General features: G+C 41.8%; 19 protein-coding genes and 1 pseudogene. 10 read left to right on the forward strand and 10 right to left on the reverse strand.

The genetic code is table 11. The annotated features are described in order from the left end of the window. Positions 1-196: pseudogene (locus FTV25_RS03210) on the forward strand (IS982 family transposase); the annotation flags it as partial. Between the two features lie 477 nt (positions 197-673). Here FTV25_RS03210 and FTV25_RS03215 read toward each other — a convergent pair. The 5 genes from FTV25_RS03215 to FTV25_RS03235 all read right to left on the reverse strand — a co-directional run bounded on the left by FTV25_RS03215 (position 674) and on the right by FTV25_RS03235 (position 3933). Next, complete coding sequence (locus FTV25_RS03215; protein ID WP_004783827.1) at positions 674-1108, reverse strand: 2-amino-4-hydroxy-6-hydroxymethyldihydropteridine diphosphokinase; 435 nt, start codon at positions 1106-1108, stop codon at positions 674-676. Continuing rightward, complete coding sequence (gene folB, locus FTV25_RS03220) at positions 1065-1445, reverse strand: dihydroneopterin aldolase (protein WP_004783828.1); 381 nt, start codon at positions 1443-1445, stop codon at positions 1065-1067. The genes FTV25_RS03215 and folB overlap by 44 nt, the downstream gene beginning before the upstream one ends. Before the next feature lie 132 nt (positions 1446-1577). Next, positions 1578-2876 carry an AarF/ABC1/UbiB kinase family protein gene (locus FTV25_RS03225; protein ID WP_180002241.1) on the reverse strand — a complete coding sequence of 433 codons (1299 nt, stop codon included), beginning with the start codon at positions 2874-2876 and terminating at the stop codon, positions 1578-1580. 58 nt (positions 2877-2934) lie between these two features. Then, positions 2935-3705: a HesA/MoeB/ThiF family protein gene (locus FTV25_RS03230; protein ID WP_180002248.1), complete on the reverse strand. Its 771-nt coding sequence runs from the start codon at positions 3703-3705 to the stop codon at positions 2935-2937. Between the two features lie 39 nt (positions 3706-3744). Then, positions 3745-3933 carry a hypothetical protein gene (locus FTV25_RS03235; RefSeq protein WP_180002240.1) on the reverse strand — a complete coding sequence of 63 codons (189 nt, stop codon included), beginning with the start codon at positions 3931-3933 and terminating at the stop codon, positions 3745-3747. A gap of 258 nt (positions 3934-4191) precedes the next feature. Between FTV25_RS03235 and FTV25_RS03240 the strand changes: the two genes are divergently transcribed. Then, positions 4192-4701 (forward strand): pyridoxamine 5'-phosphate oxidase family protein, encoded by a 510-nt coding sequence (locus FTV25_RS03240; protein WP_004783835.1) that lies wholly within the window; start codon positions 4192-4194, stop codon positions 4699-4701. 189 nt (positions 4702-4890) lie between these two features. Here FTV25_RS03240 and FTV25_RS03245 read toward each other — a convergent pair whose 3' ends face one another. The 3 genes from FTV25_RS03245 to FTV25_RS03255 form a co-directional block, all read right to left on the reverse strand. Continuing rightward, on the reverse strand, positions 4891-6537 hold the full coding sequence (locus FTV25_RS03245) for an AMP-binding protein (RefSeq protein ID WP_180002239.1): 1647 nt from the start codon (positions 6535-6537) through the stop codon (positions 4891-4893). A 254-nt stretch (positions 6538-6791) separates the two neighbouring features. Next, positions 6792-7928, reverse strand: a complete 1137-nt coding sequence (locus FTV25_RS03250) for an acyl-CoA dehydrogenase family protein (RefSeq protein ID WP_180002238.1) — start codon at positions 7926-7928, stop codon at positions 6792-6794. A gap of 92 nt (positions 7929-8020) precedes the next feature. Continuing rightward, positions 8021-8791 (reverse strand): 3-hydroxyacyl-CoA dehydrogenase, encoded by a 771-nt coding sequence (locus FTV25_RS03255; RefSeq protein ID WP_180002237.1) that lies wholly within the window; start codon positions 8789-8791, stop codon positions 8021-8023. A 138-nt stretch (positions 8792-8929) separates the two neighbouring features. Between FTV25_RS03255 and FTV25_RS03260 the strand changes: the two genes are divergently transcribed. From FTV25_RS03260 to FTV25_RS03275, 4 genes are all read left to right on the forward strand, one after another. Then, entirely contained in the window at positions 8930-9952 is a 1023-nt protein-coding gene (locus tag FTV25_RS03260; RefSeq protein ID WP_125279512.1) for an AraC family transcriptional regulator, read from the forward strand. 228 nt (positions 9953-10180) lie between these two features. Further along, positions 10181-10534: a hypothetical protein gene (locus FTV25_RS03265; RefSeq protein ID WP_004783846.1), complete on the forward strand. Its 354-nt coding sequence runs from the start codon at positions 10181-10183 to the stop codon at positions 10532-10534. 323 nt (positions 10535-10857) lie between these two features. Further along, entirely contained in the window at positions 10858-11829 is a 972-nt protein-coding gene (locus tag FTV25_RS03270; protein WP_180002236.1) for an aliphatic sulfonate ABC transporter substrate-binding protein, read from the forward strand. After that, entirely contained in the window at positions 11829-12656 is an 828-nt protein-coding gene (locus FTV25_RS03275) for an ABC transporter permease (RefSeq protein WP_159123179.1), read from the forward strand. Before FTV25_RS03270 ends, FTV25_RS03275 begins: the two co-directional genes overlap by 1 nt. Positions 12657-12725: 69 nt before the next feature. Here the strand turns inward: FTV25_RS03275 and prmC are convergent, their stop codons facing one another. Both prmC and prfA read right to left on the reverse strand, forming a co-directional pair. Next, positions 12726-13544 (reverse strand): peptide chain release factor N(5)-glutamine methyltransferase, encoded by an 819-nt coding sequence (gene prmC, locus FTV25_RS03280; RefSeq protein ID WP_159123180.1) that lies wholly within the window; start codon positions 13542-13544, stop codon positions 12726-12728. Then, positions 13544-14632, reverse strand: coding sequence for a peptide chain release factor 1 (gene prfA / locus FTV25_RS03285; protein ID WP_180002235.1), 1089 nt, complete (start codon positions 14630-14632; stop codon positions 13544-13546). Before prfA ends, prmC begins: the two co-directional genes overlap by 1 nt. A gap of 359 nt (positions 14633-14991) precedes the next feature. Between prfA and FTV25_RS03290 the strand changes: the two genes are divergently transcribed. The 4 genes from FTV25_RS03290 (at position 14992) to FTV25_RS03305 (ending at position 18122) form a co-directional block, all read left to right on the forward strand. Further along, a complete protein-coding gene (locus tag FTV25_RS03290) occupies positions 14992-15420 on the forward strand; it encodes a glycine zipper domain-containing protein (RefSeq protein WP_034171622.1) in 429 nt (142 codons plus the stop codon). Positions 15421-15669: 249 nt separating this feature from the next. Then, positions 15670-16119 (forward strand): hypothetical protein, encoded by a 450-nt coding sequence (locus FTV25_RS03295; protein WP_004783858.1) that lies wholly within the window; start codon positions 15670-15672, stop codon positions 16117-16119. A 154-nt stretch (positions 16120-16273) separates the two neighbouring features. After that, positions 16274-17278 carry an LLM class flavin-dependent oxidoreductase gene (locus tag FTV25_RS03300; protein WP_180002234.1) on the forward strand — a complete coding sequence of 335 codons (1005 nt, stop codon included), beginning with the start codon at positions 16274-16276 and terminating at the stop codon, positions 17276-17278. 280 nt (positions 17279-17558) lie between these two features. Continuing rightward, entirely contained in the window at positions 17559-18122 is a 564-nt protein-coding gene (locus tag FTV25_RS03305; protein ID WP_179992468.1) for a flavoprotein, read from the forward strand. The last annotated feature ends 161 nt before the right edge of the window (positions 18123-18283 follow it).

The following is an 18283-nucleotide window of genomic DNA, read 5'->3' on the forward strand; positions in this document are numbered from 1 at the left end:
GTCAGATAAATATCACTTAAAACAGCGCAATAAGATAGAGACTTTATTCAGTTTATTGAAAGGTCAGTACAATTTAGTGACAAGCAAAGCACGTAGTGTTCATGGATTTCTAGGAGGGATTTACGCGTCCTTGTGTGCATATCAACTGATCCATAAAAATAAGCCAACAATTCAAATTATGAAGTCATCGGCTTAAGCAGGATTCGGGTTAATTAGCTTTATAAACATAAAACGTGGATTTAGGTCCACGTTTTATTTAATACTTTCATTCTACTTTATCGATAAAGAAAAGTAGAAGCTATTTAAATCAATCCTGTAGATTTTTATTTTTTATCATCCTTATTTTTTGATATATTTAGATGACTATATTATTTAATATTTTTTATAAAAATTAAATTTTATCTAAAACTAAGTTAAAATATAATTACCTTCATGGGAAATTAATTAAAATTTAAAATATATTTATTGTTCTTTATTTTTTAAAATTGGCAGTAAAAATGATTATTTAGAGGTAGTTTATGGAAACAGGTATTATTCTTGGTATTCTATTCGCAATTATTGTGTTGTTAGTTATTTTTTATAAAAAGAAAAAGTAAATAACAGTTTTTTGGCAAATACAGATCCCCTACTTACATAAAACTGAAAAATTCATTAGATTAATTTCAGATACAGATTAAATTTTGACTTGTGGATATTGAAGACGGCGATCATATTCAAATGCAGGATGAGACCAGATGTCATGCATCGGGATTTTTACGTCTAGTGCAAGCGGTAATTTTTTGGGATTAAATTCCATCTGGCTTAAATCATTTCCCCATGCAATCAGGTCGACATCCAGGCTGATCTGATGCGATGGTCGAACCCGCCCTGAATCCGTTTCCATTTGCTTTAATAAATCTGTCATATCTTGAACAGAAACTTCACTGTATAGGAGGCAGGCCGCATTCCAGTAATCTGCTCCGATACTATCCCGACATGGAATGAGGTAAATTGGAGAAAACCGGACTTCCCCCAACTCACTGATCCGTTGCTGGGCAGCCTGAAAATGTTGCTGTGGATGACAATTACTCGCCAGTGCTAGGGCGAATATCGTTGCGGTGGCGTTCAAGACGTATCCCTACAGAATTGGCTTGCGCGATAATGGCAGGCTTACGGATCGTAATCATAATCGATTCTACACTTTCAAAGGTAGCAAAAAGCGCGTCTAGTACCAGTTTTGCTGCATGTTCGATCAATTTTGGCTGAGCTTCCTGAATCACCCGCGCTGAAATCTCACAGATTTCGGCATAATTCAAAGTATCTTCCAGTTCATCTGACTGTGCCGCTTGTTCTAAGTTGGTACGAATGTTTAGATCCAGCATTAAAGGCTGAATGATTTGACGCTCCCAATTAAAGCAGCCGACTACTGTATCGACCTTTAAGCCTTCAATAATAATTGCGTCCATTTTAAAACTCGGAATTTAATATTTAAGAATAATTTCCCTAAATCCCTCTTTAATAAAGAGGGACTTTCATCACTTCTATTTATTTTGTAATGAAAGCCTCCCTTTCTTAAAGGGAGGACGGGAGGGATTAAATTAGTGCTTTAACAACAAATTTGGGTCCATGGTCTGAACCATCTGCAAACGCTGATCCGCATAAATGTCCGTATACGGTGCAAGAATTCGCATGAAACGGTCGAAATACAGCATTTGCTTAAACAATAAGGCAAAGTCACGTGGGAAACGGATACCATGACGTTCACCGACTGCTACCATATCCATCATGATATCGTTAAGATCAGCCGGGCTTGAAGTCAGTAACTCCTGAGGATCGGCTAACATTACACCACTAAACAAACGTTCGAGATCAGCCGCAAGCACTTTGGTATCAATCTCAACTGCGGTCATGCCCATTTTCAGCATGTTTTCTGCCATCAGGGTATAATTGGTATGCTGCAAGGCATCCATAAAGGCCATACACGCGGTCCAGACTTCTGGTTTAAGCTGGCCGACAATACCAAAATCAATAAAGCCCACACGACCATCTTCAAGCAGCATCAGATTACCCGCGTGTAAATCAGCATGGAAACTGTTACACATCATCAGGCTGCCAAACCAGGTGTTCATTGCAGTGATGAGAACCTGTGACGGGTCTTTAGCGACCTTTTTCACCACTTCAAAATCAGTCAGTGGCACGCCATATAAACGTTGCATAGTCAGCACACGACGTGTTGAATATTGATGATAAACCTTAGGAGCAGTTGCTGCCTTATTATTGGTGATATTCAGATAATTGACGAAATCATCCAGATTTTGTGCTTCTTCAATAAAATCAACTTCACGCACCATCCGGGTTTTGATTTCTTCGACAATATCGGCCAATGACGCAAATTTCACTTTCGGTACCGCTTTTTCCAGCAGTTTGGTCGCCCAATGCAATACATTTAAGTCGGTATATAGAATTGTTTCCACACCCGGCTTTTGTACTTTAATGACCACATCTTCACCAGAAACCAGCTTGGCCGCATGTACCTGTGCGATGGAGGCAGAAGCTAGTGGTGTTTCCTCAATTGAGGCAAAGATTTCATCCAGATTGCGACCAGAAAACTCTGATGCCAGTACTTCCTGGATATAGCTGAATGGTAATGTCGGCGTCTGATCCAGACAGCCCTGAAACTCTTCCACATATTCACGCGGAAACAGCGACGGCGTACTGGCAATAAACTGACCGAGCTTGATATAGGTTGAGCCTAAAGACTCAAACGTTTCACGCATGAGTTTGGCATTACTTGGCTTTTCAGTAGCATATTTAATGCCGGCCTTCGCCGCAACTACCGCGGTTTCACCCATACGGGCAACCGAACGTATTCCATCTAACCAGATATTTTTTTTCATAATGTCTTAGGAAAAATTAATTACATGCAGTGTAGCAAAAAAATTAAATTTTGCAGGCCTATCTTGCCTGACAGACCGGGCAATCTGTATCTTTTTCGAAACTTAAAATGCGCTGTTTAAAACTCAGACCATCCCAAAGTAAAAGTTTCTGCCTAAGTGGCATTTTACCCAGGCCTAAATAAAGCAATGCATGATGAGCTTGCAAACTCGCCATCACATTCGGCGTAGTCGCCAATACGCCTGAATCTGCACAGCGCAAACTGGTATCAGCCTGATGTTCAGATGGGAACAGGCAAGCATAACAGGCTGAATCCCCTTCCATCATGAACAGTTGCCCTTGCAAGCCAATCGCAGAAGCACTGATTAAAGGCACATTCAGTTTTACACAGCTCTGATTGACCAGATAACGTGTCTCGAACTGATCACATCCATCCAGCACTAGATCCTGATGTTCAATAATACTTTCTGCATTTTCAGTCGTTAAAGCCTGATTAATATATTCAACCTGAACATTCGGATTAATCTGAGCCAGTCTTTTCGCGAGTATTTCTGCCTTATAAAAGCCTAAATCATTTGGCGTAAATGCCAGTTGTCGTTGCAGATTACTCATCTCAATCGTATCAGGATCGATCAGGGTAATTTTGCCAACACCTGCCCGTGCCAAAAGTTCTGCCAAGGCACAACCAATCCCGCCGCACCCCACGATACAGACATTAGAAAATTTCAACTTTTCCTGTGCTTCAATATCCCAGCCATCCAGAAGAATCTGGCGACTATATAAGTGCAATTCAGCATCGGTGAGTTCAAACTCTGGGGATATGGCATCCATAGTCGATATAGACAACGTCGTTCCTTGTTTCGAAGATTTTTAAGAAGCATGTGCCAAAAAAAGTGCATTTACCGAAATTTCAATATGCTGATAAATCTCGAGCAAATTAACTTCTCTGCGCATAAACAGCAAATCAATAAATGGCTTGGCAATACTAGCGCTAAATAGCATATCAGTTAAATGCTCCGTATCAAGCTGATAGTGTCCTAATAAATATGTAATAGTCATATTATGAATGCACTTAACTTGATCTATATGCCACTTAATTTATTCACGTATTACATCTTCCTGGAACCTCGTTCTTCTATTCTTTTATCACCCTGTAACTGAATTTCGATTGTTTAGCACTTCTGTAGCTGCTACCTGCAATTCAGTAGGAAAATGTATCAGTTCAGTGAGACCCTCTGTATCCATTCCCAAATATGATTAAGCTGCTTAAGGAATAGCAATTATCCTCGCTTTCAATAAATAGTATGGAGCATATAGATGAACGAACAAAATCAGCATAATAATCGTGAAAAATTATGGGAACTAATTAAAGATGTGCGTTACACCATGATCAGCCATGTGACCGAAAGTCAGGAAATTCATTCTCAGCCAATGACCATGCTCAATTCTGAGCAAATGAATGAAGATCAGAATTTGTATTTCATCATGCGTGACACCAATGATCTGGTTAAAGCTGCCAATACTGGTCGTACTCAGATCGGCCTGTCTTTCGCTAAACCTTCTGATGGTATTTATGTGTCAATTAGTGCAAATGCACAGATCAGTACTGACCGTATTCTGATTGAAAAATTATGGAATCCATGGGCAGAAAACTGGTTTGAAGGTAAAGATGATCCTAGCGTGCGTGTACTGATTGCTGAAGCTGAAAGTGCAGAATACTGGAATGTCACCGATAACAAAGTAACGCAGCTATTTAAGGCATTAAAAGGTGGTGTGACTGGCGAAGCTGGGGAACCAGATGCTGAGCACAAAAAAGTTGATCTATAAGTAAATAAGAATTCCACCTTCAATTTAGCCTCTTAATAAGAGGCTAAATTTTTGATTTATTTTATTTAAAAGATGAATAGTATTACATTGTAATGACAATTATTTTCTCTGATAAATTCGAACATAAACAAATTAATCATATAAAAAAGGCCGCAATTGCGACCTTTTCAAAATGTTTAAATGAATATATTAACTGACCTGTTTAATGCCTTGAATCTTGGCAATTTCCTGCTGTTTAAGCAGATTACGCTGAATTTTACCGCTAGATGTTTTAGGTAAATCACTTACAAACTCGATCTCTTTTGGATAGGCATGTTTAGATAAACGGGAACGCACATAGTTTTGCAATTTCAGCATCAGTTCTTCACTAGCGGCATATTGTGATTTAAGCACTACAAAGGCTTTCACAATTTCGGTACGTTCCGGATCTGGTTTTCCAACCACAGCGGACTCCAGCACTTCTTCACACTCCAGCAAGGTACTCTCTACATCAAAAGGTCCAACTCGATAACCCGAAGTCGTAATGACATCATCCGCACGACCAATGAAATCTATTCCACCATGTTCATTCAGTTTTACGGTATCACCCGTTAAATAGTACTGTCCCACGAAGGCTTTACGATTATTACCGCCATAGCCTTCAAACCACATCAAAGGTGAGGCTGAGCAGTCCATGGCCAAGGTCCCAATGCCGCCTTTTTCGACTTCCTGATGCTCTTTATTTAAAACTGCAAAACGATGTCCTGGAATGGCAAAGCCAGCAGAACCGATTTTCTTGTGATGCTCCAGCGCATGATGATTAGCAATCACCATCCCAAGTTCAGTCTGTCCATACTGGTCGTAGATATTCACGTCCATTTCATGATTAAACCACTGAATGACTTCAGGCGTTAATGGCTCACCTGCACTACTGACCACACGTAAACATGAGCTAATCTCAGCATCAAATTTCTCCTTAAAGCCAAAGAACATCCGGAATGCAGTTGGAGAACCAGTCAGGTTATTCACCCGATATTTTTTAATGACTTCAACAGCATTGTCTACACTAAAGGCACGTTCATCCAGAATAATGCTATGCCCCAAACTTAATGGACCTGCAATTCCATAATACAGACCATAAGCCCAACCCGGATCTGCCAGATTCCAGAAAGTATCTTCATCGCGTAAATCTACGGCGTGCAGCATATAGCCTTTAAATGCCAGTAAAGCTTTAAGTGGTACAGGCACTGATTTTGCAAGTCCCGTTGTACCCGAAGTAAACATCATCAGGAAAATGTCACTAAAACGACCTTGAACCGGCTCAAATTCAGTTGGGCATTTCTTGAGTTCTGTCCAGAAATCAGCATCCTGATTGGTACTTTCAGGCGTTTGATGGACGGTTAAAAGATGTGGAATATCGAGATTATCTAGTTTTGCACGCTGTTCCTGATTGGTAATAATCAGTCGGGTATGTGCGGTATTAATACGATGCTCGATTGCCTTGCTTTCAAAAGCGGTAAATAAAGGCTGATAAATCGCACCAATACGCCAGGTAGCAAGAATGGTAATTAATAATTCTGGGGTTCGTGGGAGCAAACCAGCGATACAGTCACCTGCTTGTAAACCCAGTGAGGTCATATAATGAGCCAATTGTCCTGAAGCCTCAGCCAATTGTTCAAAAGTCCAATATTGGGTCTTGCCATTTTTACCTTCCCAAATTAACGCGATCCGGTTTTGTCCCAGAAAACGTCCACAGCATTCTGTATAGGCGTTGAGTGCATCTGGCACTCCTGCCAGATGTTGTTGAACCATAGTGTCAAAACTAAATTCACGATACGCTTGTTCTAGTGTCTTCATCACGACAACCTCTATTCCGTTTATAAACAGACTTTATGTCTGTGTCCGTTGTATTTGTTGTTCTGTCTGCCGCCTGCAAATTCCATTGCAATGCTGGTTTTATATAACATGCCCTATTGGTAGGACATGTTAGGTGTCACTCTGCTGAGTCACTTTTCGCCTTATCAATAATTGACCATGTTTTATAGACCATCACAATTTCCATATCCCTCAAATGAGCTGCAGGATTTGAACAGTCGGCTATTTCATGACTTTTAAACTTTGCTCACTTCCCGGGCAATGACCAGACGCTGAATATCTGATGCACCTTCATAAATCTGGCTCACTCTGACATCACGGTAAATACGTTCAACCGGGAAATCTGAGACATAGCCATAACCGCCATGAATCTGAATCGCATCCGAGCAGACTCGCTCTGCTATAGTCGAAGCAAACAGTTTAGCCATGGACGCTTCTTTTAAGCATGGTAATCCTGCATCTTTAAGCGTTGCTGCATGTAAGACCAGTTGTCTTGCTGCCTCAATCTGGGTGGCCATATCTGCGAGACGGAATGCTACTGCCTGATGCTGCACCAGCTCTACACCAAAAGATTTACGTTCATTGGCATATTCAACAGCAGCATCCAGTGCAGCTCGTGCCATACCTACAGATTGTGCTGCGATCCCGATCCGGCCAGATTCCAGATTAGACAAGGCAATCTTGTAGCCGTCACCTTCTTGACCTAACAGGTTCTCAGCCGGAATCCGGCATTGATCAAAAATAATGGTCGCGGTATCGGAACAATGCTGCCCCATTTTTTCTTCCAGATTCGAGACGATATATCCTGGACTATCGGTAGGTACCAAGAAACATGAGATTCCTTTCTTGCCCGCAGATTTATCTGTCACTGCAAATACCAGTGCAATCTGGGCATGCTTACCGGTAGTAATAAACTGCTTGGTGCCATTTAATACCCATTCATCGCCATCACGTTCTGCCTTACATTCTAGTGCGCTGGCATCGGAACCGGCTTGAGGTTCCGTCAGGCAGAAACACCCCAACCATTCACCGGTCGCCAGTTTGGTCAGGTATTTCTGCTTTTGTTCCTCGGTACCATAACGCTGGGTAATCCCGCAAGGCAGTGAATTCTGCACACTGACAATGGTCGAGATGGCTCCATCTCCAGCAGCGATTTCCTCAAGAGCCAGTACCAGCGACACATAGTCCAGGCCTGCTCCACCCCATTGTTCAGACACGGTCATACCGAGTGCACCGAGTGCACCGAGTTCTTTCAATTCTTGTGCTGGAAATTGAGCCGTTTTATCCCTTAGACTAGCGGTAGGTTTCAGTTTTTGCTGCGAATAGTTTCGCATCATCTCCTGAATCATTTTCTGTTCGTCATTTAAAAGCACTGCATATATCCCTTACTTATCTTTTAATTTTCCATATAGAGTGAATAAACCTATCTACTCTGACTTTTGTATTTTGCTTCGTTGGCTCGAACTTATTTTGGAGCCATACGGATGGCGCCATCCAGACGAATCACTTCACCGTTCAGATAGCTATTTTCGAAGATATGACCTACTAACTGGGCAAACTCCTGAGGTTTGGCCAGACGTGGTGGAAATGGAACCATCTGCCCCAGAGCATCCTGTACATTTTGCGGCATGCCTTTCAGCATTGGGGTTTCCATAATGCCGGGTGCAATGGTCATGACACGAATCGCTTCACGTGCCAGCTCACGCGCGAGTGGCAGCGTCATCGCAACGACTGCACCTTTAGACGCAGAATAAGCTGTCTGACCAATCTGACCATCAAAGGCTGCAACTGAAGCCGTATTCACGATTACACCGCGCTCCTCTTCATTGGTTTGCAGCTCATACTTCGCGATTAAAGCCGCTGCAAAACGAAGCATATTGAATGTGCCACTTACATTGATATTCAACACTTTCTGGAACATCGCCAGTTCATGGATTCCATTGCGGCCCAGTACCTTGGCAGAAGGTGCAATACCAGCACAGTTCACCAAGCCATTGAGTTGGCCATACTGATTTTCAACATGATTAAAGAAAGCTTCAACCGCCTGCTCATCCGTTACATCCAATTGTACAAATTCAGCCTGCTCACCCAGTTGCTGTTGTAAGGCATTGCCCTGTTCCTGGTTCATATCCACCAGAATCACTTTTGCACCCTGTTCTACCAGATGAGTCGCTGTGGCTGCACCCAGACCTGATGCACCACCAGTTACCACAATCACTTTTCCCTGAATTTTCATGTTAATGTCCTGTTCCTATTTTTATGACAAGCTACGACTTAATAGGCAGAGTAAACAGAGATTTTATTCTGTACAATTTCCAAATATTGCATCTTCACTGATGGATTTGGACAATAAAGAAGGGATATCTGACTGGCTATGCAATTACCAGCCTTGGAATATAGTAAGGGAACCATCTCGATTGATCTGGTTCATGAAGCACTGCTGAATGCCAAAGCACAGCATTATGACATTGCTGCGATTTTAACTAAGGCTGCCATTCCTTTAGAGATTCTGCACTCTGCTAAAGCACGGGTGTCAGTGGCGCAGTATGCCGCGCTATGGACTGCACTTGCCGATAGCATGAATGACGAATTTTTTGGCATGGACAGCCATCCAATGCGCCGTGGCAGTTTCAAACTCTTGTCAAAAATGCTGTTACAGACCGATACGCTGGAAAAAGCTCTGCAGCAAATCCTGCAATTTTTTAATCTGATTCTGGATGATCTGCACAGCACACTGATGGTCGAAGAAAACTTTGCCTATATCGTGATCTATGACCAGAACCAGACCAAGCGCATGTTTAGTTATGCAACCTATCTAATGCTGATTCATACCCTGCTATGCTGGTTAAGCGGACAGCGGGTTTTACTTAATCAGATTCAACTGAAATGTGCCGCACCACTCGATGATTTTGATTATAAAGTCCGTTTTTGTGAGCAGATTGAATATCAGGCCAGTGAAAACTATATCCAGTTTGATGCAGCCTATTTGCAGCTCCCAGTAAAACAGGATCAAACCTCCTGGTATCAGTTTATTCAACAGACTCCGCATAACCTACTAGTTCGCTTTAAAAATCCTTATGCGCTAAGTGCACAGATCCGCAAACAGCTTTTAAAAGTACCTCCGGCTGAATGGCTTGAACTGAATGAGCTTGCTTTGAAAATGAATATGTCTGAAGCCACCATGCAACGGCGTCTTAAAAATGAAGGTGTGACTTATCAACAGCTCAAAAATGAAATTCGTCGTGATACAGCCATTGAACTATTAACCCGTACGGATCAAAGTTTGCAGGACATCAGTGATCAGCTTAACTTCCAGGAAGTCAGTGCTTTTCATCGTGCCTTTAAAAAATGGACAGGGGTTAGTCCAGGTGCCTATAGACAAAATATTACTAGATAATTTATATTTAATAAGACTTAAAAACGATTAAAATTTAGCATATAAATTTAAATTTATATTTTCTCAACAGTTATATTTTTCAAGGCTTACAGCCCAAAAATAGAGGACTGAACGGTCATCCATAATGCTTTGCATTCCCTATTAATATAGTTTATTTTTCAATCGATTTTTAGTGCTTCACTTTTGGCTGTACTCCCTTTCCCTCTTTCCTTGTTGAAGGTATTTTCCATGTTAAAGATGACTGATGTTCTTGGACAAAATCTTGTTCAAAACTTCGCCCAGGCTTTAGTTTCTTCGACCGATCTTAATGCAGAGCAATTGAATCAAGGCATCTTGAATGCGTCTGATTCTGCCCTCAAAGATGCTATTGTGCACTTCTTTAACCAGATTGATGCCACTGAAGCTGCGAAATCGCTTGAAATTCCGGCTGAGCGCATCGTTGCATTACAACAAGGTATTGCACTGAAAGATGAACAATATCTTGCTGATACTGCCAAAGTCGTGGCTCTTTGCCTGGCAATGGAAACTGGTAGCCTAGATCAAGTCGAGGTTTATGACTGTCTGCAAGACTACCCAATGTAAGCTATCCAGATTGATAAAATAGTGACTCAAAAAGCGATGCTAATGCATCGCTTTTTTTATGGCACTCGTTATTTATAAAACTTCCTACTGCAAAGACGAATGATTAAAAAAACAGCTTATCAATTTACGCCATACCATTTTTAAAATTTTATCTAAGCAAAACCTTTCTATTCTTTATTTAATAAATTCAAATAAAAACAAATACCTATATTTAAAGCTGTTAATTATTTCATTTTTTGATTTGATTATCTTTTTTTCTTTTTTGTGTGCTTATTTATTTACCGCTATGAATGTCAAAAATTTAATTCAAGATTGAGATATTCATGAAAAAAACATTAAGAACTTCGGGTCTGACTTTACTCGGTCTTTCTATTTCTCTCTTTACCGGCTTGGCTAACGCAGCGATTCCATCTGAATTAAAATTGGACTATGCCTATTACGCACCGACCAGTCTGGTGGTTAAAGAACAGAAACTGCTAGAAAAAGCTTTGCCAAAAACCAAGATTAAATGGGTATTTAGCCAAGGCAGTAACCGCTCACTCGAATATCTAAATAGCGGTAGCACAGATTTTGCTTCTACTGCAGGTTTAGCGGCAGTGCTTAGCCGCGCCAATGGTAGCCCGATTAAAACAGTTTATATCCAGAGCCAGCCTGAATGGACAGCACTGGTCGTTAATAAAGATTCAAATATCAAATCTCTGAAAGATTTGAAAGGTAAAAAGATTGCTGCCACTAAAGGTACAGATCCTTTCTTATTTACTTTACAAGCCTTAGATACGATTGGTTTGGGCAAACGCGATGTAGAGCTCGTTCATTTACAGCATCCGGATGGTAAGACTGCGTTAGAGCGTAAACAGGTCGATGCCTGGGCAGGCCTTGATCCTTTAATGGCATCTGCGCAGGCACAGTCAGGTGCCAAATTACTGTATCGCAATGTCAGTTTTAATTCTTATAGCGTACTGAGCGTAAAAGACCAGTTTGCCAAATCCAGTCCGGAAGCGATTGAAGCAGTGATTAAAGCTTATGAACAGGCACGTCAATGGGCGAAAGCCAATCCCGACAAATTGGCTGAATTACTGGCACGTGAAGCCAAGCTTCCGATTGAAGTCGCCAAGCTTCAACTCAGCCGTACTAATCTGGATCAGAATATTCCAACCACCAAACATACCGGGGCATTACAAAAAGCTGGTCGTATCCTGACGGAAGAAGAACTGGTTCGTAAAGGAACCAATGTCAATCAGGTCGTGACTCAATTATTTGATGCCCGCTATGCTAAAAAGGTTGCAACTAAGTAATGGCTATACCGAAAAGCATCTCGGAACAGTTGAGCGTGGAAGAACAGTCAAAATCCGCTGTGTTACCACGCAGCATTTCGCTGATCAAAGCCCTCACCCTGCCTGTTATTTTTATCGTATTGGTAGAAATACTGGTTCGTAATGGCGTAATCGAACCTTATCTGTTGCCTGCACCGAGTAGCCTGTTTCAGTCCTTTACTGAACTGGCTGAGGGCGATTTATGGCAACACATCTGGACCAGTAGCTGGCGGGTTTTTCTTGGCTTTGGGATTGGTAGTGGATTGGGACTGATCTTTGCGATCCTGGTTGGGCTAAACAGACATGCAGAAGATTTTCTGGAACCAACGTTTTCTGCAATTAAATCCATTCCGAGTCTAGCCTGGATTCCTCTACTCCTACTTTGGCTGGGAATTGATGAATCTTCTAAAATCACCTTGATTGCGATTGGTGCCTTCTTCCCGACATATACCAATACTGTGGCTGCGATTCAGGGTGTAGATCGTAAACTGCTTGAAGTCGCGAAAGTCTATCGCCTGAAATACTGGCAACAGGTTCAGCAGATTGTATTGCCTGCTGCCTCACCGGGAATATTGACTGGCTTAAGGAATAGCCTGAGTTTATCCTGGATGTTTATGATTGCAGCTGAATTGATTGCTGCCACTCAAGGGATTGGTTATCTGCTCAGTGATGGTCGTGAAACTTCACGTCCGGATATTGTGATTATTGCGATTATCCTGTTAGCAGTCCTAGGCAAAATCACCGACAGTATTATGAAATTGTTTGAAACCCGCTTACTGCGCTGGCGAGATGTGATTAAAAAGTCATAATTTATTGAATAAAAGAATTAAAAAAGCGACCTATCCAGGTCGCTTTTTTATTATATCAAGCTTTAAAAATTAATGTGGCCACTGACCTAAAGTTACCCGGTCATTTCCGCCATAATCTTTCACTGTACGGACCTGTTTATAGCCAGCTTGAGTAAACAGATGGCGGACCGCATCGCCCTGATCATAGCCGTGCTCAAGCACAACCCAGCCATTTACGGTTAGATGCTTTTTAGCTTGCTGAATAATCATCTCAATATCAGCCAGACCATTTTTGTCTGAAACCAGCGCACGTTCCGGCTCAGTCGCCAGATCAGGCATATGCTCATCGTCTGCATCAATATACGGTGGATTAGATACAATCGCATCAAAGAACTGCCGACCAAATGGTTTTAGCCAGGAACCAAGCACAAACTGCACCTGATCTAAATCATGCTGTTCCGCATTATATTTCGCAACTTCCAGTGTGGGTTCATAAATATCCGAAGCGGTAACAGACCAGTTAGGGCGCTCAGACGCCAGTGACAAGGCAATGGCACCGGTACCAGTTCCCAAGTCAACAATTCGTGCATCTTCCGGCAGGTCTAATTTCAGGACTGTTTCGACCAGCACTTCGGTATCCGGGCGTGGTACTAGCGTATCTTTAGTGACTTTTAGATCCAAAGTCCAGAACGGTTGTGAACCTGTGACATAGGCCAATGGCTCACCTGCAGCAATCCTCGCCAGGCTTTCGACATAGGCCTGTTCCTGTTCAGGCGTTAACTGCTGGTCTTTTTTCATTACCAGATCAAAAGCATCAATCTTGGTAATGTGTTCCAACAGCCAGGCATTTTCCTGACGTTCATAACTTTCAGGTTCACCACGTAAAGCCAGTGCTTCTTGAATGTTCATTAGCCACCATTCTGCTGTGCAAGCATGGCCAACTGATCGGCCTGATATTCACGATGCAGACTGTCTAATAGCTCAGTCAGATCACCTTCCATCACGGCATCCAGCTTATATAAAGTCAGGTTAATACGGTGATCGGTCATACGACCTTGTGGATAGTTATAGGTGCGAATACGTTCTGAACGGTCACCCGAACCGACCAGGTCACGGCGCATTTCAGAAGTCGCTGCATCTGCTGCGGCACGTTTGGCATTTTCCAGACGTGAAACCAATAAAGCCATCGCTTTGGCTTTGTTTTTATGCTGTGAACGTTCATCCTGACATTCCACCACAGTACCGGTTGGAATGTGCGTAATACGCACCGCAGAGTCAGTTTTGTTAATGTGCTGACCACCGGCACCTGATGCACGGTAAGTATCGATACGCAAGTCAGCCGGGTTAATGTCGACTGAAGTATCTACATCCACTTCTGGAAGAATTGCTACAGTACATGCTGAGGTATGTACACGACCTTGCGATTCTGTTGCAGGCACACGTTGTACACGATGCGCACCACTTTCAAATTTCAGGCGACCATAAACGCCTTCGCCATTAATCAGGCAGATGACCTCTTTATAGCCGCCATGTTCGCCTTCATTTTCAGACAGAATTTCCAGACGCCAGCCTCGGCTTTCCGCATATTTACTATACATACGGAATAAATCGCCCGAGAAAATCGCAGCTTCGTCACCACCTGTTCCGGCACGAATTTCCAAATAAGCAGAGTTGGCATCATTCGGATCTTTTGGAATCATCAGGATATTCAAATCAGCCTCAAGCTGTTCGATCAGGGCTTTATTTTCCTTAATCTCTTCCTGCGCCATTTCCTTAAAGTCAGGATCAGACAGCATGGCTTGCGCAGTTTCAATATCTTCTTCAGCCTGTTTGTACTTGGTCCAAACGTTGGTAATCTCGGTTAAATCATTATGCTCACGTGATAACTGGCGAAAACGCTTGTTGTCCGAAATCACTTCAACATCTGCCAATAACGCAGTCAGTTCTTCATGACGGTCAGAGAGTTGGTCTAATCGTAAACGTAACGATTCTTTCATTTTCTAAAAAATCTCAAACATAAGGCTGTGACTAAACTAAACAGTGATTTAGCACAGCGAAATCAAAAAATTGCGCCTAGTTTAACGATTCTCTGGGTCAATGAACATCATTATTCAGTAAGTCATTGCTTAGATGCAGCGATGTCACCGCCATTTGTTAACAAATATAAATAAAATCTTCAGTTTTGGATTTTTTCTGCTCAATTCGATCCTTATTTATTTCTCATTTTACAAATTGGCAAATAAACACATTAAATATGGAGGTAGATCTTCACATTCTTTTGGGCATGATTTGTTACATTTTCTGCGTCGAAACACACTAACATATGAAAGTCCTATCAGGGACACGGAGTTACAACATGAAACTCAATGCAATTTTACTGAGTGCTGCAATGGCTGCTGGCTCAATGATGACAGTGAGTGCGCATGCAGACAGTACTGCACGTGTGGCAGCAGCAAGTGCTTTAGGTAGCGTTGCTGGTACTGCACTGGGCAAAAACATGGGGGGCAACACTGGCGCAACAATTGGTGCTGCATTAGGTGGTGCAGGTGGTGCTGCTGTTGCAAGTAACAAGAAAAACCGTACCTCATCTGCAATTGGTGGTGCTTTAGGTGGTGGTGCTGGTTATACCGTAGGTAAAAACATGGGCGGTTCTAATGGCGGTTACATCGGTTCAGCACTCGGTGCTGCGGGTGGTGCAGCCTTAGGTAATAAAATTTCTAAAGATAAAGCAGCCGATCGTGCCAAAGCGAATCGTGCTAAACACTGGAAAAAACGTCACCGTTAATTTCTTGCCCTTAGGCTCTTTAAATTCGACGCTACATTTAACATTAAAAGCACCTGTTTGGGTGCTTTTTTTATTATGCGTTCAACGTATTCAAATTCATGTAATACATCAACTTATTCGAACAAGATCATGAATAAATTAAGGAGATAAAAATCACAATTCGCCAACACTGCCTCCATGCTATTTGACGGTTGCTAGATTAAATTTATCTCATCAACAAATACAGCTAGATATATAAAAGGTGTACTCATGAATTACAAATCTCTAATGATCGCTGTCGTAGCAACCTCAGCCATGGGTATGACAGCCGCCAATGCCGGAAATACAACGAATACGGCTTTAGCTTCTGCTTTGGGTGGTGTCGTTGGTGCCGCAGTGGGCAATAAAATGGGTGGTACAACTGGCGCAACAATCGGTTCTGCGATTGGCGGTGGTGCTGGTGCCGCAGTAGCAGCAAATAAACGTGACCGTAATGGCGCGATTATCGGTGGTGCTTTAGGTGGTGGTGCCGGTTATGCCGTAGGTAAAAACATGGCGGGTTCTAATGGCGGCTTAATTGGTGCTGCATTAGGTTCTGCTGGTGGTTCTGCCCTTGGTAAAAAAGTCAGCGAAGACCGTCGTTATGATGACCGTTATGACCGTCGCTATAGTTCAAAAAACTATCGTACTAGCAACTACCGTTATAACCACCGTCGCTAAGATTTCCTCTAATCACTTTTCCTCCTTGAATAAGCATCTTCGGATGCTTATTTTTTGCCTGTTATTTTGGTTTACATATATATCGATTTTTTTCGATATACAAATACAATGCAAAGTCGTATGCTCTTAGTCATGTTTATTCAAGAGTAATATTATGCGTACGCTTACCGATACCCAGTTCTCTATTCTCGAACTGGTTCCAGTTCGTGACGATAAGACCATTCAATTCTCCCTGCAACATGCGTTGGAATTGGCCCAGACCGCAGAACGTCTAGGTTATAGCCGAATGTGGCTGGCCGAGCATCATAATATGGATGGTATTGCCAGCTCAGCGACTGCCGTTCTCTTAGGCTATTTACTGGCAAATACCAATAGCATCAAACTTGGCTCTGGCGGCATTATGTTGCCAAACCATGCACCCTTGGTAGTAGCAGAACAGTTCGGTACATTAGCGACTTTATATCCAGATCGTATTGAGCTGGGACTAGGCCGTGCTCCTGGTACCGATCAAATGACCATGCGTGCTTTACGTCGTGGCCGTCAGGAAACTGAAGATCAGTTCCCGCAGGATGTTTTAGAAATTCTGCAATACTTTAAAGATCCGATTCCAGGCCAACGCATTGTGGCAACTCCAGGCCAAAGCACACACGTACCTGTGTGGTTATTAGGTTCGAGCCTGTTTAGCGCACAACTGGCAGCAAAACTTGGTCTACCTTATTCTTTTGCATCTCACTTTGCTCCGCGTATGCTTGGACAAGCGATTCAACTGTATCGGGATAATTTCGAACCGTCTGAATATCTGGATCGTCCTTATGTTTCTATGGGCGTACCAACTTGTGTCGCAGATACAGATGAAGAAGCTGAATATCTGACAACAAGTGCTTACCAGCGTGTCCTTGCCCTGATTCGCGGTCAAAGCCTGAAATTGAAAGCACCGATCGATTCTATGGAAGGACTCTGGTCACCACCTGAAAAGATGTCTGTCGACAATTTCTTTGCCATGGCACAAGTGGGTTCTAAAGAAACTGTTAAAGCCGGTCTGGAAGCACTCATAGCAAAATATGATGTAGATGAGTTTATCTTCACCTGTGACATCTATGACACAGAGAAACGTCTGCATAATTTTGAATTGCTGATGCAAATCAAAAACGGGCAATAATGCTGTCTTGTTTTGCCTAATTTATTCTCATCTATATACCTATTCTTCGGAATGGGTATATTTTTTAAAACTTTGTTTGAAAATTTTAAGTCTCCAAATGGATAAATTTATTTCTAAGATGGAACTCCTGTTCTTTAATACATCTATCTCTTATTAAAAATACAATAGAAAAAAGAATGACTGTCTAAGTTAAATTTTGAACTTTACCGTTCTAGGGCTTTTGTTAATATCTATAACAAAGCAAATAAGACCAATTATTAAATAATTTCAAGGAAAAACAATGTCCACCAAGCAGGATGCATACGCGGGTATATTTGAGAATCGTCCCGAAAATTTCCAGCATTTTACTGGCATTAAAATGCCCTCTTCCCAGCTCGCTGAACTTGACTGTGCCGGAAAAGATATTGCGATTATCGGTACGGATCAATTTACCGTAAGCCAGCTCAACAAGATTAGCCAGCAAGCTCACTCAGTAAAAGTTTTTCAGATTAATCCGCAATTTGTATTGCCAGGTACTGAACGTGGTTTGCAGCGGTTATTAAATCACCCCTTAATCATTAAAAATCGACGCCTATTTAATAACCGCATTAAAAGCATTTTATCATTACGTTATCTAGAAAATCAGGTACAAAATTTATGGCTCAGACGCCAGCTCATGCCAAATCTTGCAGCCGCATCCAAAGTTTATCTTAAATCAGATCACTATTATGCTGCTCTGCAACGTGAAAATTGCCAGCTGATTACCTGGCCTATTGCAAAAATTTCCGAAAATAGTATTCATTGTATTAATGGAGATGAACATCAGGTTGAGCTAATTGTGCATACTTTTCAATCAGCAAGTTAATCTGTTTTTAGCACATAAGATTAAAAATTCGGAGTGTATTTGGAAAAATTTAGCTCTGCAAAATTGAATTTTTGATTTCATTGAATAGCAAAAAAGTTTAAAAAACAATCACTACATTTTTTATTAAAATATTGAATATTTCAACAACTTATAATATTCAT

The organism is Acinetobacter sp. YH12249, assembly GCF_013417475.1.
Taxonomy (GTDB): domain Bacteria; phylum Pseudomonadota; class Gammaproteobacteria; order Pseudomonadales; family Moraxellaceae; genus Acinetobacter.

Bases quoted from the DNA above. Each gene is read 5' to 3' on its own strand.
- folB (WP_004783828.1), bottom strand. From the start codon at position 1,445: ATGGACGCAATTATTATTGAAGGCTTAAAGGTCGATACAGTAGTCGGC.
- FTV25_RS03225 (WP_180002241.1), bottom strand. From the start codon at position 2,876: ATGAAAAAAAATATCTGGTTAGATGGAATACGTTCGGTTGCCCGTATG.
- FTV25_RS03230 (WP_180002248.1), bottom strand. From the start codon at position 3,705: ATGGATGCCATATCCCCAGAGTTTGAACTCACCGATGCTGAATTGCAC.
- FTV25_RS03235 (WP_180002240.1), bottom strand. From the start codon at position 3,933: ATGACTATTACATATTTATTAGGACACTATCAGCTTGATACGGAGCAT.
- FTV25_RS03240 (WP_004783835.1), top strand. From the start codon at position 4,192: ATGAACGAACAAAATCAGCATAATAATCGTGAAAAATTATGGGAACTA.
- FTV25_RS03245 (WP_180002239.1), bottom strand. From the start codon at position 6,537: ATGAAGACACTAGAACAAGCGTATCGTGAATTTAGTTTTGACACTATG.
- FTV25_RS03255 (WP_180002237.1), bottom strand. From the start codon at position 8,791: ATGAAAATTCAGGGAAAAGTGATTGTGGTAACTGGTGGTGCATCAGGT.
- FTV25_RS03260 (WP_125279512.1), top strand. From the start codon at position 8,930: ATGCAATTACCAGCCTTGGAATATAGTAAGGGAACCATCTCGATTGAT.
- FTV25_RS03265 (WP_004783846.1), top strand. From the start codon at position 10,181: ATGTTAAAGATGACTGATGTTCTTGGACAAAATCTTGTTCAAAACTTC.
- FTV25_RS03270 (WP_180002236.1), top strand. From the start codon at position 10,858: ATGAAAAAAACATTAAGAACTTCGGGTCTGACTTTACTCGGTCTTTCT.
- FTV25_RS03275 (WP_159123179.1), top strand. From the start codon at position 11,829: ATGGCTATACCGAAAAGCATCTCGGAACAGTTGAGCGTGGAAGAACAG.
- prmC (WP_159123180.1), bottom strand. From the start codon at position 13,544: ATGAACATTCAAGAAGCACTGGCTTTACGTGGTGAACCTGAAAGTTAT.
- prfA (WP_180002235.1), bottom strand. From the start codon at position 14,632: ATGAAAGAATCGTTACGTTTACGATTAGACCAACTCTCTGACCGTCAT.
- FTV25_RS03290 (WP_034171622.1), top strand. From the start codon at position 14,992: ATGAAACTCAATGCAATTTTACTGAGTGCTGCAATGGCTGCTGGCTCA.
- FTV25_RS03295 (WP_004783858.1), top strand. From the start codon at position 15,670: ATGAATTACAAATCTCTAATGATCGCTGTCGTAGCAACCTCAGCCATG.
- FTV25_RS03300 (WP_180002234.1), top strand. From the start codon at position 16,274: ATGCGTACGCTTACCGATACCCAGTTCTCTATTCTCGAACTGGTTCCA.
- FTV25_RS03305 (WP_179992468.1), top strand. From the start codon at position 17,559: ATGTCCACCAAGCAGGATGCATACGCGGGTATATTTGAGAATCGTCCC.